This is a genomic window from Paenibacillus kobensis NBRC 15729, assembly GCF_004000825.1.
GTDB classification, from domain to species: Bacteria; Bacillota; Bacilli; order Paenibacillales; family Paenibacillaceae; genus Paenibacillus_T; species Paenibacillus_T kobensis.
This window is the reverse complement of record NZ_BILZ01000031.1, coordinates 1-26,618: the sequence shown is the minus strand read 5'-3', so window position 1 is coordinate 26,618 and position 26,618 is coordinate 1. Positions and strand designations below refer to the sequence as shown.

General features: G+C 50.0%; 30 protein-coding genes. 26 read left to right on the top strand and 4 right to left on the bottom strand.

The window, feature by feature from the left end; translation table 11 throughout:
- The first annotated feature begins 32 nt into the window (after positions 1-32).
- The 3 genes from PKO01S_RS17585 to PKO01S_RS17575 all read left to right on the top strand — a co-directional run bounded on the left by PKO01S_RS17585 (position 33) and on the right by PKO01S_RS17575 (position 1,924).
- Positions 33-242: a hypothetical protein gene (locus PKO01S_RS17585; protein ID WP_127532749.1), complete on the top strand. Its 210-nt coding sequence runs from the start codon at positions 33-35 to the stop codon at positions 240-242.
- 165 nt (positions 243-407) lie between these two features.
- Positions 408-1,361: a coiled-coil domain-containing protein gene (locus PKO01S_RS17580; protein WP_127532748.1), complete on the top strand. Its 954-nt coding sequence runs from the start codon at positions 408-410 to the stop codon at positions 1,359-1,361.
- A gap of 119 nt (positions 1,362-1,480) precedes the next feature.
- Positions 1,481-1,924, top strand: coding sequence for a sigma factor-like helix-turn-helix DNA-binding protein (locus PKO01S_RS17575; RefSeq protein WP_127532747.1), 444 nt, complete (start codon positions 1,481-1,483; stop codon positions 1,922-1,924).
- Positions 1,925-1,942: 18 nt separating this feature from the next.
- Here PKO01S_RS17575 and PKO01S_RS17570 read toward each other — a convergent pair whose 3' ends face one another.
- Positions 1,943-2,443 (bottom strand): hypothetical protein, encoded by a 501-nt coding sequence (locus PKO01S_RS17570; protein WP_127532746.1) that lies wholly within the window; start codon positions 2,441-2,443, stop codon positions 1,943-1,945.
- 177 nt (positions 2,444-2,620) lie between these two features.
- Positions 2,621-2,791 (bottom strand): hypothetical protein, encoded by a 171-nt coding sequence (locus PKO01S_RS28855; protein ID WP_164779653.1) that lies wholly within the window; start codon positions 2,789-2,791, stop codon positions 2,621-2,623.
- 596 nt (positions 2,792-3,387) lie between these two features.
- Between PKO01S_RS28855 and PKO01S_RS17565 the strand changes: the two genes are divergently transcribed.
- Genes PKO01S_RS17565 through PKO01S_RS17520 form a run of 10 tightly spaced genes read left to right on the top strand, consistent with a single transcriptional unit; the run spans position 3,388 to position 12,674 of the window.
- Positions 3,388-3,876, top strand: coding sequence for a terminase small subunit (locus PKO01S_RS17565; RefSeq protein WP_127532745.1), 489 nt, complete (start codon positions 3,388-3,390; stop codon positions 3,874-3,876).
- The gene (locus PKO01S_RS17560) at positions 3,857-5,293 is read left to right on the top strand and encodes a PBSX family phage terminase large subunit (protein WP_127532744.1); all 1,437 of its coding nucleotides are present in this window, start codon (positions 3,857-3,859) and stop codon (positions 5,291-5,293) included. Before PKO01S_RS17565 ends, PKO01S_RS17560 begins: the two co-directional genes overlap by 20 nt.
- Before the next feature lie 5 nt (positions 5,294-5,298).
- Positions 5,299-7,269, top strand: a complete 1,971-nt coding sequence (locus PKO01S_RS17555) for a portal protein (protein ID WP_127532743.1) — start codon at positions 5,299-5,301, stop codon at positions 7,267-7,269.
- A complete protein-coding gene (locus PKO01S_RS17550; RefSeq protein WP_127532742.1) occupies positions 7,266-7,508 on the top strand; it encodes a hypothetical protein in 243 nt (80 codons plus the stop codon). The genes PKO01S_RS17555 and PKO01S_RS17550 overlap by 4 nt, the downstream gene beginning before the upstream one ends.
- A gap of 41 nt (positions 7,509-7,549) precedes the next feature.
- Positions 7,550-8,368, top strand: a complete 819-nt coding sequence (locus tag PKO01S_RS17545; RefSeq protein ID WP_127532741.1) for a hypothetical protein — start codon at positions 7,550-7,552, stop codon at positions 8,366-8,368.
- Between the two features lie 13 nt (positions 8,369-8,381).
- Positions 8,382-9,527, top strand: a complete 1,146-nt coding sequence (locus PKO01S_RS17540) for an SU10 major capsid protein (RefSeq protein WP_127532740.1) — start codon at positions 8,382-8,384, stop codon at positions 9,525-9,527.
- A 14-nt stretch (positions 9,528-9,541) separates the two neighbouring features.
- The gene (locus PKO01S_RS17535; RefSeq protein WP_127532739.1) at positions 9,542-9,778 is read left to right on the top strand and encodes a hypothetical protein; all 237 of its coding nucleotides are present in this window, start codon (positions 9,542-9,544) and stop codon (positions 9,776-9,778) included.
- 55 nt (positions 9,779-9,833) lie between these two features.
- The gene (locus tag PKO01S_RS17530) at positions 9,834-10,406 is read left to right on the top strand and encodes a phage adaptor protein (RefSeq protein WP_127532738.1); all 573 of its coding nucleotides are present in this window, start codon (positions 9,834-9,836) and stop codon (positions 10,404-10,406) included.
- Between the two features lie 3 nt (positions 10,407-10,409).
- Entirely contained in the window at positions 10,410-12,347 is a 1,938-nt protein-coding gene (locus PKO01S_RS17525; protein ID WP_127532737.1) for a hypothetical protein, read from the top strand.
- Positions 12,348-12,359: 12 nt separating this feature from the next.
- Positions 12,360-12,674: a hypothetical protein gene (locus PKO01S_RS17520; RefSeq protein WP_127532736.1), complete on the top strand. Its 315-nt coding sequence runs from the start codon at positions 12,360-12,362 to the stop codon at positions 12,672-12,674.
- 123 nt (positions 12,675-12,797) lie between these two features.
- Here PKO01S_RS17520 and PKO01S_RS17515 read toward each other — a convergent pair whose 3' ends face one another.
- Positions 12,798-13,016 (bottom strand): hypothetical protein, encoded by a 219-nt coding sequence (locus PKO01S_RS17515; RefSeq protein WP_127532735.1) that lies wholly within the window; start codon positions 13,014-13,016, stop codon positions 12,798-12,800.
- Between the two features lie 287 nt (positions 13,017-13,303).
- Here PKO01S_RS17515 and PKO01S_RS17510 point away from each other — a divergent pair, with 287 nt between their 5' ends.
- The 9 genes from PKO01S_RS17510 to PKO01S_RS17470 all read left to right on the top strand — a co-directional run bounded on the left by PKO01S_RS17510 (position 13,304) and on the right by PKO01S_RS17470 (position 23,498).
- Positions 13,304-14,518: a hypothetical protein gene (locus PKO01S_RS17510; RefSeq protein WP_127532734.1), complete on the top strand. Its 1,215-nt coding sequence runs from the start codon at positions 13,304-13,306 to the stop codon at positions 14,516-14,518.
- 8 nt (positions 14,519-14,526) lie between these two features.
- A complete protein-coding gene (locus PKO01S_RS17505) occupies positions 14,527-15,315 on the top strand; it encodes a hypothetical protein (RefSeq protein ID WP_127532733.1) in 789 nt (262 codons plus the stop codon).
- Positions 15,316-15,317: 2 nt separating this feature from the next.
- The gene (locus tag PKO01S_RS17500; protein ID WP_127532732.1) at positions 15,318-15,524 is read left to right on the top strand and encodes a hypothetical protein; all 207 of its coding nucleotides are present in this window, start codon (positions 15,318-15,320) and stop codon (positions 15,522-15,524) included.
- Positions 15,521-16,933, top strand: a complete 1,413-nt coding sequence (locus tag PKO01S_RS17495; protein ID WP_127532731.1) for a hypothetical protein — start codon at positions 15,521-15,523, stop codon at positions 16,931-16,933. The genes PKO01S_RS17500 and PKO01S_RS17495 overlap by 4 nt, the downstream gene beginning before the upstream one ends.
- Before the next feature lie 5 nt (positions 16,934-16,938).
- Positions 16,939-21,465, top strand: coding sequence for an LPD38 domain-containing protein (locus PKO01S_RS17490; RefSeq protein ID WP_127532730.1), 4,527 nt, complete (start codon positions 16,939-16,941; stop codon positions 21,463-21,465).
- A 235-nt stretch (positions 21,466-21,700) separates the two neighbouring features.
- Entirely contained in the window at positions 21,701-21,940 is a 240-nt protein-coding gene (locus tag PKO01S_RS17485) for a hypothetical protein (protein WP_127532729.1), read from the top strand.
- Positions 21,924-22,373: a hypothetical protein gene (locus tag PKO01S_RS17480; RefSeq protein ID WP_127532728.1), complete on the top strand. Its 450-nt coding sequence runs from the start codon at positions 21,924-21,926 to the stop codon at positions 22,371-22,373. Before PKO01S_RS17485 ends, PKO01S_RS17480 begins: the two co-directional genes overlap by 17 nt.
- Positions 22,351-23,133: a peptidoglycan recognition protein family protein gene (locus PKO01S_RS17475; protein WP_164779652.1), complete on the top strand. Its 783-nt coding sequence runs from the start codon at positions 22,351-22,353 to the stop codon at positions 23,131-23,133. Before PKO01S_RS17480 ends, PKO01S_RS17475 begins: the two co-directional genes overlap by 23 nt.
- A 53-nt stretch (positions 23,134-23,186) precedes the next feature.
- Positions 23,187-23,498 (top strand): YolD-like family protein, encoded by a 312-nt coding sequence (locus tag PKO01S_RS17470; protein ID WP_127532726.1) that lies wholly within the window; start codon positions 23,187-23,189, stop codon positions 23,496-23,498.
- On the opposite strand, the gene PKO01S_RS29795 is transcribed toward PKO01S_RS17470, so the two are convergent.
- Positions 23,499-23,720 (bottom strand): helix-turn-helix domain-containing protein, encoded by a 222-nt coding sequence (locus PKO01S_RS29795; protein ID WP_164779651.1) that lies wholly within the window; start codon positions 23,718-23,720, stop codon positions 23,499-23,501.
- Between the two features lie 133 nt (positions 23,721-23,853).
- Here PKO01S_RS29795 and PKO01S_RS17460 point away from each other — a divergent pair, with 133 nt between their 5' ends.
- The 4 genes from PKO01S_RS17460 (at position 23,854) to PKO01S_RS17445 (ending at position 26,310) form a co-directional block, all read left to right on the top strand.
- Positions 23,854-24,066 (top strand): hypothetical protein, encoded by a 213-nt coding sequence (locus tag PKO01S_RS17460; protein WP_127532724.1) that lies wholly within the window; start codon positions 23,854-23,856, stop codon positions 24,064-24,066.
- Complete coding sequence (locus tag PKO01S_RS17455) at positions 24,063-24,260, top strand: hypothetical protein (protein ID WP_127532723.1); 198 nt, start codon at positions 24,063-24,065, stop codon at positions 24,258-24,260. Before PKO01S_RS17460 ends, PKO01S_RS17455 begins: the two co-directional genes overlap by 4 nt.
- A 250-nt stretch (positions 24,261-24,510) precedes the next feature.
- Positions 24,511-25,722: an FtsK/SpoIIIE domain-containing protein gene (locus PKO01S_RS17450; protein ID WP_127532722.1), complete on the top strand. Its 1,212-nt coding sequence runs from the start codon at positions 24,511-24,513 to the stop codon at positions 25,720-25,722.
- Positions 25,723-26,310: a hypothetical protein gene (locus tag PKO01S_RS17445; protein ID WP_127532721.1), complete on the top strand. Its 588-nt coding sequence runs from the start codon at positions 25,723-25,725 to the stop codon at positions 26,308-26,310.
- The last annotated feature ends 308 nt before the right edge of the window (positions 26,311-26,618 follow it).

The window sequence follows — 26,618 nt, the reverse complement described above, 5'->3', positions numbered from 1 at the left end:
GTTGCGCTTATGATGCTGATCGTGGCGAGACGATGGAAAAAGTAAGCTACATGGACCGAATAGCCGACGTGCTGCCAATGGGCAGATCAATGATAGCTGTAGACCGCACAGGAGACGCCGTAGTGCTCATTACGATGCTGGACCATACCAATACAGCGCCTAGCGTGTACGACGTCGTAAAACGGATTGTAGAGCCTCAAAGGGGAGGTGTGCAGGGTGGACGAGGGAGGGAGCATGTTTGACGGATTAGTCAATGTGATAATGCTCTATGTTGTACTCGGGATCATCATAATTGTGTTATTACAACGGTAATTTAACGTCGAAAAGATAGGAAAAATGATGAAAAAATGCTATAATTGTTATATACAGAATGTTTCGAATATTCCGAATATGAGGAGTGTTGAACGGTGAATGAATTGCAAGCACAGATCGACCAATTAGAGGCTGAAGCAGCCCAATACCGGCGTCAAGGTAACGATACAAAGTACAACGAGAAGATCACGGAGGCGAATCAGTTGCGGCAGCAACTCGAGACAATTCAATCAGAACAGACAAAGACCGAAATCAGCGACGTACTCATGCAACAAATCCAACAAGATGATATCTTCGGCGTACTGTTCCCGGAAGATGTATATCAAGCAGAGTTGAGTCTAACTGTATACAACGACAAGCGGCAAATGTTGAATCAAATCCTGCATGCATTCGCCGTGGACATTCAAACCCAGTTAGTGGACAAGCACACGGTTGAAAAGCAGGAACTCGCAACGCAAATCCGGGCGCTGAAAGATGCAAATTACAAACTCGAAGACGACAATATTGAGTTTGAAGCACAGCTAGAATCGTTGAAGGTCGAACACGAAGCACTTCAAGAAGAAATGAACGGGAAGATAGCTGCTAAAGACGCGGAGATCGCCAACCTGAACGAGCAGCTTAACTCTAAACAGCAGCATATTGACCAGTTGCGGATTGACCTCGCCAACGCGCCGGCACCGAAAGTAGCTATCGATGTTACACCGGCTAGCAAATCGTTCGAGGACGTACTTGCAGCAGCGAGAGAAAAATCGGTTAAGTCGGCGGCGGATCTTGCATTGAGTGGCAATAACTTCCGAGGCAAAGTTATCTTAGGAGCAGATGGACAAACACCACTTAGCAGCGGCATTACCCCTCCACCAGTGGGAGGAAGCGAAAGCGGCGAATCGTTTCGTATCGAAGCTGATACTCCGGCCGACGCTCAAAACGATCAACTTCCTGCTGCCGAAGCGCCTCCAACTGTAGAGGCAACGCCCACGCTCGAACAACTCGCGGAAAGAATTGCCATTCTCGAAACAGCCGTCTTCGGACAAGTCGACACAGCGGCGTAAATACGAATCAAACTATTACATTGAGCGGTGGTACCGTGAGGAGTTCAAGCGACAAAGCAAGAAACTCGAACAAATCAACGAATACCACCGCCACCAACAAGAGGTTAAGGGGGATAACCATGGATTGGAGAACAAGTTACCACGACACATGCGTTGAACTGACGATCCTGCAAACGAGGGAGCGTAGCCTTCTCGCACAAGCGGAGTTGGCTCGCAGGACGGTATACTCGGGGGAGATGCCGTCTGATATGCACCATTGTCATATATCGCTGGACAAAGCGCTAATCAACTATGACGACGTACTAGTAAAGCTTAACGACGTGCGCGACGCTATCGGTCAGCTGACTGAGTGCAAACAGCAGATGGAGCAAACGATAGAGCGGTTCGAGGGATTAGAGCAGAAGGTGGTCGTCATGCGGGACTTGCGAGGAATGAAACTATACGAAATTGCTGACGTGCTTGGGTACTCGTACAGCCGTATTCGCCAAATTGCTCAAAAGACAAAGGGGATGGCCTACCGAGTGGATCGGAAGAAAGGAACAATGCGGCAGCGCATATCGTAAAACAAAAGGGACGCTCAATTACGAGCGCCCTTCTTTCATTGCTTTTCTTTTAGCTTTAGTGACCGACAAATAATATTGTCTCTGGTATTCCTTTTTGTTCATAAATTTGGCTTGGTCCGTCAACTTAGCTTTTTTCCTAGTGGGCTTTTTCCTTGTGCAGGAATTTTTCAATCCAAGCCTCAAAACCTGACCAAGGATATCAAAAGTTCGTTCGCATCCACAATTGCATTTACATGCCCAGAGGATGAGAGCGTCATGCTTCTTTTCCGAACGGCCAATGACCTCCAGAGTACCGAACACCTTGCCTGTCAGGTCAATTGTTTTAGTTTCGGATGATCGATCGGATTTAAAACATCCACAGGATTGCGTATTGCCGCTGCGTAAGCTCCCCATGAGCGCTGGTATTTCGTTTCCACAATCACAACAGCACAAGAACCGACGTTCTTTACCTGTCTTCTCAATTTCAGCAATAACGGTTAGTCTGCCGTATTTATGTCCGATGATATCAAGTCGAGGCATGTCAGTTGTCACCTCTTGACTTGCGATAATCTTCAATCTGTTTCTTTGTCCAGATCGGCCCACTCGCTAGTCGTTGCGATGGTTCAGGGAAAGCGCCACGTGACATATAGGTGCTCACTTTGCGCTTATCCCATCCGAGAATTTCGGCCGCCTCGGCAAGCCCGGCAAGTGGGGGAATTAGTTTCCCGAGTAATCGAGGTTAAAGTCGTTGTAATCGATAGCGTCGAAACCTTGTTCACTCAAGAATGTTTCTTCGTCAAAACCGATCAGTTTAAGCGCTGCGTCAACCGTCATCGATTGATTCGTAACAACTTCGCCAACCAAGATATCCTCGTAGTATACTTTCATGTTCAATCATCCTTTCGTCCTCATCCGCTGTCTGCGGCTTATCGGAGTGCGCCGTTCCTTGTTGTTGACTTTATCATACATCAACTGTATGACAAAGTCAACACTCAAATTGAACAATGATTGCACAATTTTGAAATTATTCCGTGTTACGATGATAGTGTGAGATACGCGGGCGGCTCGGTAAAGTGGCCACACCGCCCCCAACCGCCCGGTATCGCACCAACATACTCAGCCGGTTGTCGAGTGCCGCTGATACAAAGTAAGTTCTGCAGGAAGTCCGAGAGGGCTTTTTTGCGTTATTTCATCCTAGTAATATTGATGTGATACAAAATGTATCCTATAATTACCTCTATACCATTATTATCCATGTGGTAGGGAGGGAGGTACAAAGTATGAGCATCAATCTTATTGGGTGTACGTTTAAATGTGAATGTGGGCATGAAACAAAAGTTACACAACGCATAACAGAAGATTCAAAGGATATAAAGTGTGAGAAGTGCGGCAAAGTGCTTGTTGCCGTGGGCGAGTAATATCAAGGAGTATCAAGGGGTCGTACCTACGGGTACGGCTCTTTTGCGTAGAGAGGAGATGAGACAATGGCAGATACGAAGACTGGCAGGCCGTTAAAATTCAAGTCTGCCAAAGAACTGCAGAAGAAAATAGACGAGTATTTCGAGTCATGTTCTGAGGAAATATGGTACGAGGCGGTAGACCCGGACACTAAGCTTCCGACCGGCGTATGGGTGCCGTGTTTGGATAGGCATGGTCAAGTTCGAATGCAGCAGTCGCGTCCGTATACGATCTCAGGGCTTGCGGATTACTTAGGCACGACAAGGCGGACATTATTGGATTATGAACAAAGAGATGACGAATTTTCTCACACGATAACACGCGCGAAAGCTAAAATCGAGAATTACACCGAGGAACAACTATACGATAAGGTTGCGCGAAACATGACAGGCATCATCTTCAACTTGAAAAATAACTACGGATGGCAAGATAAACAAGAAATTGAGCAAACGACTACGACGACCATCAGCGTACGACGCAAGAAGGTGAGCGACGATGCCGGAAGTGACGATTGACATCGACGTAGACGACATCATGAATACCTGGGCGCATCCGATCCTTGATGACCAGAACCGCTACTTGATCCTTTACGGCGGCGCTGGCTCGGGTAAGAGTGTAGCCGCAGCGCAAAAGCTCGTTATCCGCATGCTCGAAGAGAAGGGGCACAAGTTCCTCGTCGTGCGCAAGGTCGCCAACACGATACGTAACTCCGTATGGTCGCTCATACGCGGCACAATGGCCGATTGGGGCGTGTCGCACCTCTTCAAGATCAACAAGAGCGACATGGACATTACGTGCGTCAATGGCAATCAGATCGTATTTGCCGGGCTGGATGACGTCGAGAAGCTTAAGTCGATCCACGGCATCACAGGCATGTGGGTGGAGGAAGCGAGCGAGGTCCTGCAGGAGGACTTCCAGCAGCTCGACTTACGTCTCCGGGGCTTCACAGCGAACTACAAGCAGATCATGGTATCGTTCAACCCGATCAGCATTACACATTGGCTCAAGGACGTATTCTTCGATAAACGTAAACCGAATGCAACCGTCGTACACACCACGTACCTAGACAACATGTTCATCGACGATGAATATAAACGCACGTTGGAATCACTGAAAGAGCAGGACCCCTATTACTACATGGTGTACGCCTTGGGCGAGTGGGGGATTGTCGGCAACACAGTGTTCAACGGCCAGAAAGTCACGGACCGCCTTAGCTACCTTCGGAAGAATCCGAACGTGGTCAAGCGCGGTTCTTTTGTTTATGACTACGTCAACGAGCGTATCGTCGACAAGTCTATTAAATTCGTGGAGGATGATGCGGGCTATGTATCGATCTACGAGACACCGCAGCCGAAGACGCCGTATGTTATCGGTGGTGATACGGCGGAAGGTGGCATTGACAATTCGGTTGGTCAAGTCCTTAACAATGTTACAGGAGCTATAGCGGCAACGTGGAAAGGCCACACGGACACGGACCTATTCGCCAAGCAGATGTACTGCCTAGGCAAGTATTACAACCGCGCGTTGATCGCGATTGAGACGAACTTCGACCTGCATCCGGTCAAAGAGTTGCAGCGGCTCCGGTATCCGCGCCAATTCAAGCGTGAGGTGTTCGATGAAATATCGAAGACCACGCAAACCAAGTACGGCTTCCAGACAACGCGCGTCACACGACCAGTCATCATTGCCGAGCTTGTGGCAATCGTGCGCGAGAATGTCGAGTTGATCAACGATATCGACACGCTCAACGAAATGCTGACGTTCGTACGCAACGAGGACGGCCGGCCAGAAGCGCAAGAGGGCAAGCACGATGACACGATCATGGCGCTTGCTATCGCGCACAAGGCGCGGTCACAGCAGCGCATGACTTTGATTGAGGATGACGAGGGTGAGTACGAATATAGCGGTGCATTCGGCCGCACAGGCTATTGAAAGGGGTGATAATCATAGAGACGACAGAGACAGAGAAGGACGAGAAGACACGCCTACGAAAGCTACTGAACCGGATTGAAGCCGCAGAGAAGTGGCGCGACAGCGGATATAAGAAAAAGTGGGAGCGATACTATAAGCGCTACCGCAACTTGGTCGACGCGATTGTTGATGAAGATGGCAAGGTCGTAACGGATCGGTCGAACATCAGCATCCCGTACCCATTTGTACAGGTCGAAACGGTTCTGCCGCGCTTGGTTGAGTCGGTCTTCGCCTCCCGGCCATACGTGACGCTGACAGGTACGCCAAAGGATGCAGCGGAGTACCGGCAGTTTCAACATCTCGAGGAAAAGCCGTGGGACGTATCCGCCGACAAGCACCAAAAGCTGCTCGATCATCAGCACAATGTACCGATGAGTTTGCAAGACCTGTTCCACGGCGGTCTCAAAACCATGTGTATCTACGGTACGACCGTAGCTTATGTCGGGTGGAGGTACGACGAGCGCAAGGTGATCCGCAAGGAGATGGGCCAAGCGTACGGAGTGGACGAAGAAACAGGCGATAAAGTGCCGATGATTGACGAAATGGGCCAGCCAATCACAGAATTGCAGCCGGTAGAGGGCACCGAAACAGTACATGATGATCCCGAAGTCAAATTCCTTGACCTCGGGCTTTTTTACGTGGACCGGAATGCAGAGGACATCGATACAGCCCGGTATTGCGGCCATCTCTGCTACATGACCAAGGAAGAGATACAAAGCCTTGCTGACCAAGAGGTGCTAAAGGTCGAGTGGGATAAGGTCAAGAAAAGCGATAAGAAGAACACGGCCCGTGATGACAAAATGGCTCTCGTAGGCGTTCCCGCAAGTGAAAGCACCACGAACGAAGAGGATGAGTTGTTCGAGGTCCACTATTACTACGAGGACGATGAGCAAGCGATCATCATCAACCGGTCGTACTTGGCTCGAGACGGCGAGAATCCGTTCTATCACCGCAAGAAACCGTACGTATCCGACACGTATACGAAACTTCCGGGCGAGTTTTACGGCATCGGCATCATTGAGATGATCGAGGACCAGCACGACGAGTTGAACAGCGAGCGTAACCAACGCATGGACTATCGTTCGATGAGTCTTCGGCGGCAATTCACACAGCGCCGCGGGGCCGAGATCACGCCGAAGAACTGGACGTACAAGAACCATGGCCGAATCCTGGTCGATGAACATGACGACATTAAGCAGCTTGAAGTACCGTCCATCGACGGCAGCACCTTTAACCAAGAGGCGACGATCAAGCAGGATATGCAGGACACCACGGGCGCACATGACGTGGTGATGGGCACATCAAGCGCCGGAGAGACGGCCACGACAACCATGAGCAAGGACAACAACTCTTCGATGCGGTTCAGACTCACGGTTACAGGCGTCGAAAAGAACCTGCTCGTACCGATCGCACGGCTGATGATCCAGCTTAACCAGCAATTCATTGACGACGCGCGGTTGCTTGATGTGAGCGACGACAAGGGCATGCAGTTTGTCGAGGTTACGCCAGAGGATATCCAAGGCGAGTACCGGATAACGGCAGCTGGTTCGTCGGTCGAGCCAATGGCGAACAAAGAGGCGTTTAAGCAGCGGATGACGGAGTTGTTTGCGATAGCTTCGAAAGACCCGTTCTACGTGCAGTTCCCACAATACCGCAAGAACCTGCTCAAAAAGGTGTTCGAGGCGTACGACATCAAGGATACGGACACTCTTTTGCCGTCTGATGAAGAGGTTATGGGAGCGATGGAGCAACAGGTCATTGGCCAATACGTCGCATCGTTGCCGCCGGAGCTACAAGAACTCATCGGTATGGCATCCGGCGCGCCGCCGCAGCCGCAAGAGGGCGGAACAGCGCCGCCGCAGTCCGGTGGAGGGGCGAACACAGCTATGCAGGCTGAACGCGGCCTACAGGTCATTGGGGGAGGTGGTGGCCTATGAGTTACGATGTAAGCCACGTCGAGCATATGCACACCCTCCAAACCTTCGAGGGTTGGCAAATCATAGCCGCGTGGCTGTCTGAACGCATCCAGTACCACAAGAACCAACTCGTCACCTGCAAGCTAGAAGAAGTCGAGCAGCATCGGGCACATATCAAGTCGCTCGAGTCGGTTTTGAAGAAGCCGCAGCACATTATTGACGAAGTCACCGAACATACGGTGGTCGAGCACTCCGAATAGGGGTGCTTTTTTATATTCCACATTGAAGGGAAGTTTTGAACATGGGAATTTTCGATCAGTCGACACCCGTTAACCTCGTCCCCGAACAGGACACGACGAGCGAAACGGCCGAACTGGAATATTCCGAGCAAGAAGAGCAGCAAGAGCAGACGACCGAAGAACAGTTGGAGCAAGAAGAACATCTCGAGGAAGAGGAAACGGACCCGGAAGGACACTCCGAAGAACTCATAGCCGGGAAGTTCAAGTCGCAGGCGGATTTGATTAATGCGTACAAGAACCTCAAGCGCAAGCTTCATCAGCCGCCGCAACAGCAGCAACTGCAACAAACACAGCAACAGCAGCCACAATCACAAGAGTGGACCGAGGATCAGCGAGACGCGGTAATTCGAGCGTTCAATGATGATCCGATCGGCACAATCAATTATTTTGCTCAACAAGCTGCCAACCAGGTAATCAATCCACTACAGCAAGAGCGCGCTTTTGAGCGAACCATCTCCAATATCGAGAAGGTCGCATCGACGTACCCGCAGGTCAACACCGAAGACGGTATCGGCCAGCTTATGAGCAGGGTTAACGAGATTGCACAAGACTTCGGCAATCCAAACCTTGCAAAGAGCCCGACTCCGCGAGTGCTAGAGATGGCGGCAAGGGAATTATGGGGCAATCAATCAACCGCTCAACTGTATCAGCAAGCCAAGGCAGCAGGTCGCCAAGAAGCAGAGGCGTCGCGCCGGGCTAAAACGGGTCTTCAAGCTCCATCAAATACAAAACCAAAGCAAACGGAGAAGAGTCCAGCCGACGCAGTCGCTGATGCCATCGTGGCAGCAGGCAGGCGCGGTGGGGGGCTCTTTTCGCGTTAAGGAGGACTAATTCATGCCACAAGTTCAAGGTGTACGCGGTACCGGTAATATTCTTTCTGCAAAAATGAAGATCGATATGAGCGAGAAGATCGCGCTGCTGCAGCCCGATAAAACACCGCTCACGACGATCTTAAAGCGCCTGCAAGGCAAGTCGGAGACTGCAAGCAATCCAGAATACAACTGGATGGAAGATGATCTCGGCGCGCGTTGGGACGTTGTTTCTAACGCCGGCGGTTATCTGTCGACGGACACAACGATCGTTGTTGCGAATGGCGACTATTTCACTGCAAATGACCTTGTCAAAGTCCCGCGCACTGGTGAAGTCTTGTTGATTACAGCGATTGCAGCAAACTCGCTGACGGTTAAACGTGCACATGGTACGACGGCAGCAGCTGCGTTGGTCAACAATGACCCTATCGTGATCATTGGTAACGCCAACGAGGAGGGTTCGGGGGCTCGGTCGATCAAATCCACGCTGGAAGTCGTTAAAACGAACTACTGCCAAATCTTCAAGACACCATTCGGCGTTACGAACACGCAGAATGCTTCGGCTATGTACGGCGGCCCTGATCTTTCCTATCAGCAAATGAAAAAGGGTATCGAGCACTCGATGGACATGGCTCGCGCATTCTGGTTTGGTGAGCTCAAAAAGGACACGACCGGCACGCATCCGAAGCGCTCCACGAAGGGTATTCAGTCGTTCCTTACGTCCAATAACTACGACGCTGGCGGCACGCTGACACAAGCCAACTTCGACCGCAACGTATCGGAGATCATCTTCCGTTACGGCTCGAGCGAAAAAATCATGTTCTGCTCGGCGCGCGTCCTCTCGGTCATCAACAACTGGGCGACGGGTAAACTGCAAATCCAACAGGGCGAGGATACGTTCGGTCTTGCGGTGACGAAGTACATCACGCCGTTCGGTGTGCTGAACCTCGTTTACGAGCCATTGTTCGAAGGTGCCGTCTACGGCGCGCAAGCGGCTGTAATTGACGTCGAGAACATCAAGTACCGCCCTCTCAAAGGTCGCGATACGTCGCTCGAGACAAACATTCAGAATAACGACGAGGACCAACGGAAAGATCAATACATCACGGAGGCTGGTATCGAAGTCCGGCTGCCGAAAACACATGCCCTTATCACGAACGTGACGGGCTAAGGAGGAATTGAAACGTGGCTAAATTCATTTCGTATTGCGATAACCATGTACTTTGCATCAAACCGGACCGTCAAGTCGTCGTTGACGGCATTCCAGTGCTGCAACCTGGGGAGCATATCCGCTTCAATAACGGCGTGTATGAGACGAACGATAAGACGGAGACCGAATTCATTCGCAAACACTGGCTGTTCGGATCCAAGATCACGGAAGTGACCGAGGAGAAAGCGAAGTCGGCAGCGGCAACGGAGTAACAGGGATCGGGCGGGGGCAACCCTGCCCTTTTTCTGTATATAGGGGGTGTCACGGGTGGCGCTGACCATCGCGCAAATCATCAACGAAGCAAACGAACGGTATCCCAACGGGCTGACGGTTGAAAGCCAACTTGTCAAGATTAACGAACGTGAGAAGTACCTTATGCGGACGAAATTCCGCACGAAGACTTCGACGATCATTGATATCACCGCGGGACAGTTCCTTTATCCGCTTGAATTTTCGAAGAATAAAATCATTTGGGCCATCGTCAACGGTCGAAAATACGACTACGAGGAAATCGACGACGACACTGCTCCGCCGCCGTTCCTCTACACCTATCAGAATGCACTAGGCTTGTATCCTACTCCACCTGAAACCGTTGAAGGCGGTATCTTGTTATATCATTACGCGGAACCGAAGACGTACACCCTTGCAGACATGAGCGAATATCCGAGTTTTGATCCGGATTTTCACATGATCCATGTGTTCGGATTGTGCGCTGATATGGCTGAAATTGACCAAGCCTTTGATGTGGCAAACGGCTATCTCGCACGGAGTGAGGGTCTACTAGATGACTACAAAAAGGCGAATGCGGAGCCGGAACTGCCTCCGATTAGGGTGGTGTGATATATGAACAAGGCGGAGCTTATCGCACAACAATTAGCATCGGGCGAGAGTTGGGCGAATGTGATTGGGCTGGAGGTTAACCCGTATGGCGTATCCTCTTACCGACCGCTCAATAAAGCGGAGTTGATCGCGAGCCAACTAGTGTCAGGAAATCAAAACCGAGAAACTTGGAGCAAAGTAATTTTTAATGTATTGGATTACATCTCGAGCCATGAATCAAATCACACCGATGGGTTGCAACGAGCAATTAACGAAGCAAACTCTTGGATCGACTCCGGTGCAAAGGGGCTGCGGAACTTCCCGTTGTCGAAGTTGTACCGTGGCGGCGTGGTGCTTCTCCCTCCTGGCGTCCTTAACATCGACGTTGGAAAGATCGTGATGAAAACAGGCGTTGTGATTCGAGGTTCGGGAGTATACTCCACACGTATCAACCCTATTGGCTCAGGTGGATTCGTCTTCGGGCGGGACAACGTAGAAGAATGGTTAGCATGCATAGGGTACGAGGACTTCACTATTTCGCCAACGGACGAGCATTTCGCGTTCACCACAAAATATGATAATCCACCAGCAGCCGGCGGAATTGATTTTACTTTGACATCCCAAGCCTATATCAATCGTGTCAACATTCTGAATATCGCTGGCACTGGGATTCGGATGCAAGAATGCTATGACACGTTCCTGAATCAAGTTGAGATCATTTTCGTCGGAACAGATGAAAATACACCTGGATTCGGCATGTACCCCGGCGTAGCTAAACCGGGCGGACGAGATGCCTCCATTATCGACGTAACAAACGCAATTCACATCGATCAAATTCGGATCGAAAATTGTCCGGGCGGACTTCAAATTGACGGCACCAAGAACGTTAATAAGCTGCTACGGGAAATTCAGATTCAAGAACTGAAGATCGAAAACTCCCCGTCGGTTATCCGTCATTGCACTGGGGTTACGCTTTCGGCAGGCAACATTAATGCTGTCCTCGATGAGACAAAGCCGAGTTTCACAATTGGCGGACCAACAGCGGATACCCGCGGCGTTACATTCAATCACTTCACCTATTTTTCTGGCGGGCAGAATAAGAGGTGGATATTCGATGTGGTCGGTGTCTCAACCTACGACTTTAAGGTCAATGGCGGCAGCGTAATAAACATCAAGAACTTTTTAACAGCCAATGCAACTAATGTTCCGGGCGGCGACTCAGTACTTCCGATCGAAATCAGCCACCTCAGCGCAGTAAACTGTGGAACTCCGTTTATTCAAGCTAAAACACGCTTACGCGTTAATCATTGCTCGTTCTACAAAATGAACCTTGGCGACTACGTTATCAAAGCAGGTGACTACGCAAAGGTAACTCACTGTGACTTTACGATCGCTGATAAATGTATCTCTATGGGCTCAAGCGGCTTCTTCGAGCACAACACGTTCAACACCATCACAGGAGTCGCGCACTATATCAACGGTGCAGGAAACGTAATCGAAAAACCAACCTACATCGGGACAGTTACAAAAAAATATGAGTACTCACTGCCCCAACTGCAGTTTGTTAACTACCCGTCCGAGCAATTCACATCAGCCGCGCCCGGTTGTTACAACCAGCTCATCAACATTCCGTGCGGTGTCAATAACACCTACGGAGCCGTTACGGCCATTCCGAACAAGTGGCAGTACGCCATGATCCCTCATATCCAACTATGGGGCACGTTCGCTTCTGAAACGGTCACATACAAGGTGGAGGCGATTTACGATGATGGCACTTCGGCGTACATCGAAAAGGCGCTATCCGGTGCGTTGGTAGCCAACTGGCTTACGATCGAAGAGATTGCTCCGCTTATACCGACACGATTGCGGATCGTTGGGATGAATCTATCGGCTAAGTCTAACACAACGAACGCGGTATCGCTTGCGACATGTCGGGTATGGATCATAATGAACATGCATTAAGGGGGTGGTAGAGTGCGCGATTCGAATAAGACGGTTCAAGTCAAAGAGATGACGGAAGTGACCAAGGATATCGAGACAGAAGAGATTCAGACCATCGCAGAAAACAAGGTGCTGCAGCGCGTCGAACTTACCATTGCTTATCGTACGTCGAACGGCGAAGTGGCAAAGGTGGACTATGTACTGATAGATGGTGATTATTACACGCTGCTTATGTCCGAGTCACCAGCATTCGCGCCGGGTAAGCCGGCAAATGAGTATCGAGAGATTGACTTGTGGTACATCGTGGATCAGATAACCATTTATGGAGAAGGAGGAGGACAATCATGAAACGAATCGTGGATTGTGTATTCGTAAACTGCACTAATCGAAACAATACTGTTGCTGAAAGACTTATCGGTTGCACATTCACACCAGAGGGCTCTCGATAAGCCCTCTGGTATGGGTAATGTTTTAGCGACCGTGCAAACCGACGAACAAACTTACAACAGCTTCAGCGTTACTTCCTGAAACCGGCTGAAGCGAACCACCATTAAAACTGCATTTGTCAAATGAATAATTTCCGGTTGCCGTGACGAAAGTGCAGTTCGTAAAGGTGCAGTTAACATAAGAGTTTCCGTCAACTTCTACCACACTATCAACAAATTTCGAATCAGTGATTTGAATAATCATATGTACCCTCCTTTCTTCCGAATTGAGGAAAATAATAGCAGATGATGATTGAGAAGTATGTCGATTTATAGTAGACAAGAGGTGATCTTGTGCAATATTGGCCTAAAGTACGATCACAACGCGCCCCGGACCGTGTAATTCGCGTGTTCAACGGCACAAACAAGAACGACCCGTACTTCATCCCGGAGACACAGTTCGCTCACTCGAAAAACCTACACTCCTCTAAAGCCCCGGCTGCTACCACTAGGCCGGGGTTTACTGTGCTTGGGGGATCGGTACCAGGTAGAGTGCTTGGGCTAGCATCGTGGAAGGGGCAGACCCTGCATGCTGTATTTGCGGACGGTACATGGCGGCGATGGGACGGTACGGACTGGATTACGATGAAATCCGGGCTGAACACGTCTGCAGATTGGAGCTTCGTTAACTTCAAAGGCGGCTTCGGGGAGACGAACCTTATCGGCACGAACGGAGTCGATCCGGTACAACGGTTCGACGGCAGCATTGTTCAATTGCTGGCAAACGCTCCGGCAGGTGCAAACTATATCAACGAGCACGACAATCGTTTGTATTGCGCGGTGGGTAATCGAATCCACTATACCGGTATCAATTTAGCAGAAGAGTGGACGTTGACAGGAAGGCCGAATGACAGCTCTCCGGGGACGATCGGAAAAGAGACATACAGGGGCGAAGACATCATTGGATTACGAGCAGGAACCGGTCATCTTAGCGTATTTTTCCCTTCATCATCCTATGAATTATACGGCACAGACAGAAACTCGTTTGATCTATCGAACGCCATCGCCGAAGATTTTGGAGCTCTTAACAACAAGGCAATGACCAATCTTGAATCTGTCCTCTATTTCGTAGATGAGACAGGCATATACGAATACAGCGGAGGCGTACGCCCTCGTAAGAAATTCTCGCAGCCGGTCCAATGGTACATCGACAACATGAACAAAGCGCTCAAACAACAGTGCTGTGCTGGCTCTGATGGACGCTACCTTTACGTTGCACTGCCTATGGGATCGACTGTTGACACCGTGCTTGTATGGGATAGTCAAATTGACCAGTGGGACGTTTGGAACGATCTCCAACCCACGCACATTGTCAAGATGGGCGAGACGCTGTACATGGCCGATGCGCAAGGTCGTGTGCTGCAGATGGGTGGGACGACAGATAACGGGGTGGCAATCTCCTGCGAGGTAATTTCCAAAACATTCACAGTTGAGTCGATGAGCCAACGCATACGCTGGCCGCGCCTATGGGTGACGGTCGAGAAGCCTGTAGGATCGACGCTACAAGTCTACCTTAGCAAAGAGCCGTCCGGAGAATCATGGACTCTAGTAAGCGATTTGAGCGCGTCACAGGCAATAAACAATCGGATATGCGTGAACCCGTTCCAAGTGGCACAAAGCAATACGCTGCGGTTCAAACTTACGTGGACCGGTCAAGTGACAGTCCGTGAAATCTCGATGGATGAACGGAACTTTCCGGTCGTATAGGAGGGCATATGGGAGCAATATCATTCAGTCGGCCGACAGGCAAGGAGTCGCCGGAAGAACTCGCGGATATGGTTGTGTCGCTTCAAAAGACCGTCGAACACCTTAGCCGGAACATCAACAGCAAGAACATCACAGAGATAGGCAGGTGGATAGTCGATAATGATCGTCTAACCTCTATGGACGGCGATGTAGGCATGTCAGGGGCTTACAGCGGATTGGATGATGTACGCTTCTGGGCTGGCGACACAACACCGGAGATAGCCCCGTGGCGCGTCCACAACAGCGGTAAAGGGGTAGCGACAGGGTGGACGATTCAGAGTCGGGAGGGTTCATACCCGCGAGTAATGATCGACCCCGAAAACGACTTATTTGGCGCTTACCAATCACCTTCGCAATATATCACAATGGGGGCTATGTCCTACGATCTAAGCGAAACGTTGACGCCGTATCTCGCCTTTGTCGACGGTAGTTCGTGGGCACAGTTCTATTTTGACTGGACTGGATTTGCGCTGTACTCCGGCGGCCCGTTCAACATTTCCGTTCCGGGCGTAAATTTCTATTCATCCTACATCAACATAAACGAGTTTAGCCGGGTAATTGACTTCACGGGTACGAGCTTGGCACACCTATTTGGTGAGCTCCAAGTCGTGAGCGATGACCACGGATCGAGGATAGCCGCATTAGAATCGGGACTATCCGATTACGCAACAACGAGCTTTGTATGGGGCATCAATAACGCTCTGCAAACGCAAATCAATAGTTTATCGGCGCGTGTGACCGCCTTGGAAGGAGCATAAACATGATCAATGATTTGGACGTAGCAACAAAACAACAGGTTAAAGCACAGCGGCTTAAGAGCCTACAGGCGCAGTATTATGACATGCAGTTGACCAAGGCGGCGGCAGCGGCAGCAGGTAAGACGCGTGAAGCCGAACTTGCTCAACAACGCATGGATGAATTGGAGTTAGCCTATAACGCTGTTGCAGCCGTGGAGGTGGGCACATGATAGCTAATACGTTGAAAAAGAACCCCCTCTTACCGACGACCGCGGGCCTTGGGGTAGGTGCGGGCATTGCGGCGGCGGCAGGCTTACCAAAGGCGACGCCAACCTCATTGGTGACTCCGAAGCCAACAGCAACCCCAACACCTAAGCCGGCACCAGATGGGCAGTCAGCAATCCGGCAATATCTGCTGAACAATGGCATCGGCAACGATCAGATCGGCTATGACAAAGCCAATAATTCTGTGACAGTCGGCGGGCAATCATTTATCACTCCGGCGACGGTACAAGGCGGTACGTCCTACGCCACTAAGGCAGCACTCGACAGCGCCCTACAGGGCTATCAGACGCGCCAGCAGACAAGCCAGACCAACAGCAAGATAGACTCACTCCTAAAGGCCATAGAGAGCGATATAGGCACGTATAAGCCGAGTACATTCTCATATGACCCGAACTCCGATCCGGTCTATCAGGCGGCTCTACAGCGTGCACAAGCGAATGCAGGACAGGCCAGCGGAAACGCCATGGCTGACCTCGCGCGACGCGGTATATTGGACAGCACTATCACTTCGGACCGGTTGGGACAGATTCAGCAGGACGCTTACGGCGATGTTACGGCTAATCTGCTGCCGCAGTTGTTCCAGCAGGCATATACGCGGTTCCAAGACTCCGAATCCAACCGATACAACGCATACCGAGATAAACAATCAGACACGGCGTCACTGCTCTCGAATATCCTCGGTGTCAGCAACGATCGGCAGGCGGACCAGCAGCAACAATGGTCGAACGATTTTGCTACCAAGGATCAAACGTTTAATCAAGGCATGCAGACGAAACAGTTTGATCGTGGTGTATTGGAATCAGATCGGAATTATAATCGCGGTGTTCTTGAATCTGATCGTAATTATGACCGAGGGGTCCTTGAATCAGATCGGAACTATGACCGTGGTGTGTTAGAGAGTGATCGGAATTACAATCGAGGCGTTCTCGAGTCTGACCGGAACTATGGATTAGCGAAGGACGATAATTCACGCCAATGGGCAAGTTACAACCTTAGCAAGAAGAATTCACAAACGGACAACAAACGCGCTGATTCAAACGCTTCGTACGGCAGACTCATGGATATATGGCAGGCTACCGGAGTAGCGCCGACAGGACTTGAATCGTATGGAGTGCAACAGGGAACGCCGTACGGACAACAACAGAAAGAAAAGGCTGCGACTTATGAGGATGCTTACAAAGACATCGACAACTCGCTATTTGTCCAGAAAGAAGTGAACGCAATGGGACAATCTACGGGTAGATACTCGGTTACTAATCCTGAAGGTTTGGCAGACTACATCTTCTCGCTTGATCTACCAGAAGCAGAAACGAAAAGGTTGTATCAACGCTACGGACTTAAATGGGGAGGTTGACGCCCGTGGGAGACTCATATTATGAGCGCAGAAGAAAAGAATTAGGCGTAGGTACAACTACGGCAAAACGGGAGGAGGCCGATAAGGCTTCCTCTTCTTCTTTTTATGAAAGTCGTCGCATGGACCTTGGTCTTATTCCTGACACAAGGCCAAAACCGCCGGCAATTACTGTAACGTCTCCGTTATCGGCAACCCAAACCATATATGGCATCAGAGATAAATTGAGTAAGCCAGCGCCGGTATCAGTCATTCAAGCAAGGCCGACAGCGGCTGATATAGGCCACAGACTACAACAAGCCGCTGCAGCGCCAAGACTAGAACGTCAACGAATGGCAGAACAATCGCCTATATCAAAAGCAATGTCAGGCGTAGCTGATAGCGTAGGTGGCTTTTTCAAGGAGAATCTTAGCTGGTTGCCTGGCATCGATAAAGAGTCGAAACCCATAGAACCCGTAGGCAAGCAGCTATATGAACGTATTCCAATTAACATACCGGGAACGAAGATTGATGATCGGATCGATAACGCTGTACGTGGTTTTGGAGATGCCGCAACACTTGGACTATCTTCATACATGGACCGCATTGCCGGGAACGAAGAGTGGGCGGATGGGGCTACGCAGACTACAGCGGGCAAGGTGGGGCAATTTGCCGGTTACGTTGCTCCGGGTTCGGGCGCTTGGCGACTTGCTGGTATGGTGGTCAAACCAGCGGCTAAGCAACTTGGAAAAATCGCGTTACGCGGAGCGCTTGGCGGGGCTATCTTCGGCACCGGTCGTGAAACTAGTGAAGTCCTTACCGGAAGAAACAATCAATCGCTTGCTGAACGATCAGTAGATGTGGGTTTAGATACTGCCCTTGGTGGTGCTGGCGATGTTGGTTTAAATCTACTTGGCAGAGGACTTAAATCAGCGTTCAACCGCTTGTTCAAACGCAATGGTGTATCGGAAGAAGTTCTTGCGCTTCCTATGGGCCGTGAGGATGCAGCCAGATTGCGTGGCGCCAACAAAGCACAAACGCCCGACGTTATCACTCCAGAAGCACCACCGCTAGGGTTGCCATCACCTGATGTTGCACCACCTACGACTGCTCGCATTCAACGACAATCTAATCCGTTCCGAGACCAGTTTGAGGATTTAATGAGCAAGGCGCAACAACGAGAACGCGATGGAGGCTTTACACCGGGACGAGAGGATATTGAAGTCGAACAAATGTGGGCTTCAATGGCCGGCCGTGACGGAGTTAGTCTTGACGAGTTAATCCAACGCGCATATCCGACTCGTCCAGACCGCGTACAACCGGGATTGGTGCAGAAAGCAAAACAAAACCAGGCGTGGCGCGAAGTGGCGGGAGCGCCAATGCCAGTTAAATCGACGCTCGATCGATACCCGAGTTTTGGCCAAACGGGTATCCCGGAAAGTCCGGTTACAGTTCCTGCAAGGGCGAAAGGGATCGGAGCGCAAGCCGAATCATCATTAAGGGTTGGTGCAGCATCGCGTCTTTCTCAGGCGACTTCAAGTGCGGAAAGTGAAGTTGCCGCAGGAGCTCAGAACTATGCCGGAAACAGCATAGCATTCAGAAATGCAAGGACGCAGAATGAAAGAACCATCAACCGTAATAAAGTGGTTTCAAATCTTCGGAAAAATCTGGGGGTAGTTATTGATACGGGCAGATTATCTGGCGGACGCGCAGTGCTTGGTCAATTTAAAGTTCAGCCGGAAGTCGTTCGCACACGAATGGCGGAAGACCTTCAAGTCATTGCTCATGAAGTCGGGCACAACTTGGATAAACGATTCAAATTAAAGGACGATCCTCAATTCCATCAAGAGTTGGCTGCTGTTGCGAGAAACAACAGAACGCTTAATCTTGCTGCATATCAACCTAATCAAATCCCGGAGGAAGGCGTTGCGGAATATGTTCGCCTCCGTCTCACGGATCCGAATACAGCCAAGAGACTTGCGCCGAAGTTTACCGAGTTTTTCGATGGTCGACTCGACGCCAAGACCATGAAAGGATTAGAAGCATCCGCCGGTGACGTCGATACTTGGATCACACAAGGCTATTACAATCAAGCAAAGGGGCTTCTCGACTTCGATAGTTCCAAAGGCAAACAGCCTTTCAGTTGGGAGCGTACCTACACAAAGTTCTTAGACGATCTCAATCCATTGAAATTGGTTGAAGTGGCGCTCAAAAAGAAAGTTGGCGTCGGGAATGACTCGATATATAAAATGGCGCGGTTAAGTCGTGGTATTGGAGAACGTGCGAAACTTGCGATTACCCGGGGGATTTATGACGCGAAAGGCAATAAGGTCAGCGAGGGGCTTCGTCAGATCGTAGCGCCAATAGAAAAGTTAGGTGTTAGCGAAACTGACCTATCGACGTATTTAGCAGTTAAGCATGCTGTCGATCTGAAAGCGATGGGCAAACAAGTTCCGTTTGACGATGACCAGATCCAAGCAGTGCTGCGCAAACTTGACACCCCTGAAATGCAGGCGGTCCAACAAGGAATCATCAAGTTCAACCATCATCTGCAGGATATTCTTGTGGATGCGCAGATTCTTTCAAGACAGTCTGTTCAAGCGATGCGAAGCAAGTATCCGAACTATGTTCCGTTCATGCGGTATTTCGATGATGACGCAATCGCCGGATTCAAAAATGGTGGATTTGGCGCTTCGAAGGGCTTCGCGAATATCTCGAACCCGATTAAGTCTATGTCGGAAGAAGGTTCGACGCGGACCATTATCAACCCAATTGAATCGATCGTCAAAAACACAATGCTAGTTATGAATGCCGCGGCGAAGAATAAAGTGGGTCTGCAACTGGCGGAGCTATCGAAGGTTGAAGGTGCCGGCCGCTGGGTGGAGTCACTTGGAAAAGGCGGATCATCCGTAGCGGAGCATGTGGTGAGCGTTTACGAGAATGGCGTACGGCAATCCTATAAGGTGAGGGATGCCGACCTATACAACGCAATGCTGTCATTAGATGCGGAATCCACAAACTCACTCATCAAGTTCCTAGGCGGAGCTGCTTCAATGCTGCGCGCGGGTGCTGTGCTGACGCCAGAATTCACGATACGAAACGCATTCCGCGATATCTTGGGAGCGACGATCAACAGCACGAAGTACGGATTTAATCCGGTGGACTTCGCAAAAGGAATGTTCCATGTATTAGGGAAAACGAAGACGTTCGACCAATTCCTTTCGAGTGGCGGTGCAATGAGCACTGTAATGTCGTTGGACCGGGATGCGAGCCGCGAGGCGATGGAAGCCGTGTTCAAGAGGTCGTTGAAAGATAAGGCTCTAAACATCGTCACAAGTCCTAAAGAGCTGGCTAAGATGCTTTCAGGTTATACGCCCGCTAAGACGGTCATAGGAGGCTTGCGGAAAGCTGCGGAGGTATCAGAGTTATCAACCAAAGTTGGTGCCTTCAATAAGACACTACGGAAGACTGGTAGCCTTGAAGAAGCTGCATATACCGCGCGCGATTTGATGGACTTTAATCGAGCCGGCACGGCGATCCGGCAGGCAAACCGAGCAGTAGCGTTCTTGAATGCAGCGCTGCAAGGAACGGACAAAATGGCGCGTTCATTCATGGAAAACAAAACATCTTTCTTGACGAGAGCAACGGCGACGCTGGTAGTTCCGGCAATCGGTCTATACTACTGGAATAAGAATCTTCCTGACGACATGAAAGCAGAGTACGATAACATACCGCAATGGCAGAAGGATAATTTTTTCATTGTCGGTATTCCTGGTGCAGGCGTGTTTGCCCGGATCCCGAAACCGTTCGAGGCGGGCATGCTCTTTTCTACAGGAGCAGAGCGCGTAATGGAATGGTTGGATAAGAACGATCCAGAGGCTTTCAACAATTACGGCCGGACCTTGCTATCGACTTTTACTCCGCCTGTAATGATGACAGCATTAACACCGCTGCTAGAGGCAATTACTAATCACTCATTCTTCCGGAATGCGCCGATCGTTAACCAAGGCGAGCAACGATTCGAGAAGAAAGACCAGTTCGGCATCTATACCAGCGAGACAGCAAAAGGAATCGGGAATATTCTTAGTCATTCTCCATTGAAAGAGTCGAATTTTGCCAGCCCGAAAATCATAGATAATACTATCAAAGGCTATACGGCGGGGCTTGGCCAATATGCCGTGTCGGGTATTGACGCTGCTATCAATGGTATAAGAGGGAAACAAGGCCCGACCCGACCAGCGAAAGAATGGCAAGAGCAAGCATTCGCCAAGTCCTTTTTCGTCAATACAGCAGGAGGTGGTCAAGTTCGAGACGAATTCTATAAATTATGGGGAAGACTTAGTGCCAAGAAAGCTTCTGCCGACTTGAATGAACGGCCGTTTAATGATCCTGACTATCTCCGAATGAAAGCGGCGGAAAAGATCGTATCTGCTCTAAATAAGCAATACAAAGCCATTCAGAAGGATGAGGCAATGAGTGGCGCTGAAAAACGTGCCAAACTCGACATTCTAGACGCGCAGATGAATGAGGTAGCCGCAAAAGGATTAGGAAAGTAGGCGGTGCGATGAGTCAAAAGACAGGCGAAAGATTGATTATCCTAGTAGTTATCTTGATAACCCTATACCTTCTTACAACTGGTGGATATGGGGGAGGCAGAAGCGTCGATTATACGGAAGAACAGCAATATAATTCGGATAATTAGTTTACAAATATGTACAATTGTTGTAATATTATATCGAAAAGAGTCGTTGGGAAAGCATCCCACGGCTCTTTTTGTTTTGGAGGTGCGCTATGGGATCAATTGAAATGAGCCCACAGTCCTGCGCTGTGAACTCTCAAATGTCGAGTCAAATCCGAGAGTTGAACGGGCCGGAGGTAGAGGAAAAGCTATGGTACACCGGACCGGCCGAATACAAATACGAAGAAATCATGCAGAACGGCTCTCCTGAACTTCAGGAGGCCGTTTTTATTGTTACCGGAGGCATGCCGCCGGGGAATAAGGAGAGTGGTCAAAGTGTCAAAGTTTCTTGATCCGAAGTTCATCACGGCGGTATTCACGATGTTCGCTATAGCCGTCAACAAACGGTTCGGCTGGAACTTGGATGAGGTAGAACTCGGCGCATCAATCGCCGTCTCGGTAAACTTCATTTTCGCGCAGTTGCTCGTTGACATCCAGAAGCACAAGAATGGCGAACTGGTCAAATGGAGCAAAACAAAGTTCGCTACGCTAATCATCTCCTGTGTACTGATCGGCTTTACCCAGTACATGGGGATTGACCTGGGAACAGAAGATATCCTATGGATCGCCGGTATAGCAATGACCTTTATAACCGGCAAAGGAATCAAAGACGTTTGGGAGTCTAAAGCGAAAGGAGTGACGACCAATGTCGCAATCAACATCAATCAGCCAACAGACACCGAAGACTTTACGGGGCTTGACGATGAAATTCGGGCTTCCGTATGACGTGCCGCCTATCGAGGATATTACGGATCAACTGCCGAAGCACCCCACTAAAACATGGGGCCGGCGCAAATTTGACGAAGTAGAGAACCTAATCGTCCATCATATGGCGTCAGAAGCTCCACTTGCCAATCAAGCTAAGTATCACATAACCGCCCACGACTGGCCGGGGATCGCCTACAGCTTGTGCGTCGACGGCAACCGGTTAGTGCAGACAAACGACCTTTTAGCGTACACAACACACGCGCGTGGGGCCAATCATAACAGCATAGGCATTTCCATCCGTGGTGACCTGTCAAAGCGCTCTATGACCACCGTAGAGCGTCAAATGCTGTACGCAGGCATTCTGCTCGTAAAAAGCATCTGGCCGAACATCAAAATCAAGGCTCATAACGAGGTGTCAGCTACATCATGCCCTTGTACTGATATCAACCTCATACGGGCAGAAGTAGCCGAATTGGCACTGCACATCGAGGAGCAGCAACAGTATGAGCAAACACTTTCCGCCACGCGTATACAGGCATACGCTGCTGCTGAAAGGGTGCAAGCACTTTATGACCATTACAACGATCCAAGATGGAGTGTAGCTGCTGAAATTAAACTGATGTGGCTTGCGGAGATCACAGGATACAATACACCGAAGGATATCGCAGAGCGCGTGTTGTGGCTTTACCAAGAGGCGCAGGGCGGCAAGTTCCAGAACGAGGCCGTCCGCAAGCTGTTGTTGATCGCGGACGTCATGAAGCAACGGGGGCTCTTGTAGCCCCTCTTTTTTTGTGCTTTAATAAGAACATACGTTCTAAACGAGGTGACCGCATGAGTAAAAAGTTAACCGGTAACGGGTTTTGGGAATCGTCCCGCATGATGCTCCCTGAACATAAGAAAGCGTTAGTCGAAATGCGAAAAGAGGAACGCCGGCGCATCCGTCCGAACATCGACTTTGACGAGGCCGAGGCCATCGCTGCAGCCGTCAGCAAGTCGTTCATGGACCAGACAGAAGTTACAATTCAAATATATGACCCGTTTAACGAACGCTCTGAAACGGGCGTTGTGGAGCGCGTAGATCAATCGCGTATCCGTATTGCTGGCGAGTGGATCAAATTCACGGATATCATTGCAGCAGAATGACTACCAAAAATCAGAAGCACTTACGTCGGGATCGATCTGACTAAGTGCTTTTATTATTTTAGCCCGCGTTGCACTCCTCGGGTTTGAAGTCACTCCGCTACATAGGTCAGAGATTGAATTGTTACTAATCCCCGTTACCTCTGCAAGCCACTCCTGCGACCGCCCATGAAGGTCCAACCACTTTCCAAGCCTCGAACGTTCTTTCTGCCATGATGGGTACATAGGAATCCCTCCTAGCCCTATCATGGACAACTCTCTCAAAATTTATCCCCATAGTTTGTAAACGAAAGTTGGAATAACGGACAAACGCCACTCGATACATTGGTATCAACAACCCGACAGGAGGCGACGAAATATGCATCACGTTAAAATCGGCAAGTTGTTGATTGTCAACGATTGCGGCGTCATTTGCATTTACAGCCGGCATGGCAGCGACATTAGCAGCTACTATTTCTACGGCAACGGCATCACGCATCACGAAGTCTATCGGCACGACGACGAGTTAGAGTGCTTCGGAAACTGGCTGGGCCTGCTTGAGTCATTTGAGTTACAGGAGGGGATCGCATGAGCGCCTTATTCACGGTGGCCGGGATCGCTTTAACGAGCAAGCTTATCGAGCATGTAATGGAACAGTTCGGACATGGCGATAAAGTCGTATTCATCAAAATCATAGGGTACATCGCAGCCGGGTATGTGGCATGGAACTTCTGGTGGGGCGGAGTACATTACGTAGCCGCACGGTTCGGGGTGTTCGGCGTATGAAGGTCTACATCATCGACTTGGCCGGAGTCAGCTTGGTGGGCGTCGCCCTAGCCATCGGTATATATGCAGCTTATTTATTTGATGCAAAGGTATGCGGAGGCTTGGCATCGACCATTGTGTCAGTCTTTAGATAATGCAGTGACAAATGTAATGACCATTGTTTTAATGCATTTGTAGTACAACGATTATCCGAAGTTATTCGCCGCTTCTTAAAATCAAAACATTATATGTGTCTAAAGGGGCCTGCATCATGATTAGTGTTGTGGCAGTGAGCGGAGGGGTGGCGGCAGCTGCGTTCGCGGGTGCGTTTGTGTGTTATCAGGGGTTGCCGGAAACTGTCACGCGTAGGAAACTTATGCATCTGTTTAAGGCTGGGCAAATATTTGTCCGTGTAAAACGCGGTAAGGGAAAAGACGACCGGCTTATTTACCCGCGCATCTCTAGGATTGCTTGTACTACGGAATATATGCAGGTAAACTTCAATCTCCCGAAGGGGATGGACCCGAAAGTTATCTTTAACAGTCTGTGGTTATTCAAACAAGGCTTCGGACCGCATCTCGATCTTAGTGAGGATTGTTCCCGGTTCACGTTAATCATCTACCCGTCGGATATGAAACAGTTTGACTATAACCCAAAGGACGTTGTCCCATCAATTCAAGGCATGAGGCTTCCTGTGGTCGCTGGCAAGTCCCGTAAGGGGTGGGAGTCGTATGACATGGTTAACCAACCTCATCTTCTTATAAGTGGCGAGACCGGATCTGGTAAGTCGGTGGCGATCCGCGCCATACTGACCACATTGATTGAGACACACGGCGACAATATCGAGCTATATTGTGCGGACCTTAAACGGTCGGAGTTTCACCTATTTCGTGGTGTAGCAAAAGAAGTCGTCGTAAAGCCGAATGATCTGGCCGTCGTGCTACAGAAGATCGATAAGGAGATGAAGCGCCGCGGTGATCTGCTGGACAAAGCAGAGGAATCGCATATCGACGACCTACCGAACCCGCCAAAATACATCGTGCTTGCAATCGATGAGGTGTCTTTGTTGCGCAAAGAGAAAGAAATCATGGCGATGATCGAGGACATCAGCTCCATCGGTCGTGCGCTTGGCGTCTTCCTCATCCTCTCCATGCAGCGCCCGGACTCGAAGATTTTAGACGGAGCATTGAAGAACAACCTAACTGTACGGATGGCGTTCCGACAGTCCGACGAGATCAACTCTCGAATTGCTTTAGGATCCGGGGAAGCTGCAGATATTCGTTTAAGCCAGCGCGGACGCATGTATATGAAGGGCGAGGAATTGAGGATGATTCAGATGCCGTACCTGGAATTGAAAGAGGCAAAGAGGCTGCTGGCGCCACATAAAGAAGTGACCACAAAGCGTACGTGGTCAAAGGGCGATGTGATTGACGTGGAGTATGAAGTCATTGAGGAAGAAGAGGCCTTTTGGGGAGTGCTTTAGATGAACGAGAGAGACAAAGCCATTGTAAAGGACCTGACGCGGTTTAGAGCCATGACACGGGATGACGTCGCGGAGCTCCACTTCGGCGGCGTCAAGCACCCGACCACACAGGCTAATATGGTGCTTAAGCGGCTGCGGCGGGACGGTCATATTGAGGTGTCGAAGGAGCGCCGACAGTACATTTACTTCCCGTCGCCAAGCTCGATTAAGAAGGACAGTGCAAAACTGGGCCATTTTCTCGAGATCGTGGACTTCTATAAGCAGGTAGCGAAAGTCGAAGAACCGCGAATCTTTGTGGTCGAGCCGAAGTATGGTAAAGGAAACCCCGAACCAGACGTGTTCATGATATGGCAACGCACCCCGTTTTATGTCGAGATACAACGATCTGTGTACAGTGATAAGATGATGCGAGATAAACTGCAACGGTATGAGCAGTATTTTCATTCGGAAGAGTGGAAGTTCGAAGCGTGGCAGCCGGACGAAAAAAAAGTGTTCCCGCGATTGTGGATAATCACGGAAACACGATACAACATTGAAGCACCGTTTAAGGTTGTACAAACGCAAGCTGTGGACGAAATAAGACGCTGACCACGCTTGACCACATGTTTGACCACGAACTTATCCAAAAATGTGGTCAAACCACATACGTATCGTACTCAAATACCGAAAAACCCAGTCATATCAACCACTCACATACACATAAAACTAGCCGCCCATAGCTGGCAGCGATGAGGTCAGGGGTTCGATCCCCCTAGGCTCCACCATAATAAACAATCAAACCACGTCCATCGGACGTGGTTTTCTGTTTATTGGTGGATTTGGCCTAGGGGGTGAGAACCCCGGGGGTTCGCCCGCGCGGACGGAGTGGATGGAATTACAACATTGAGGGACTTCAC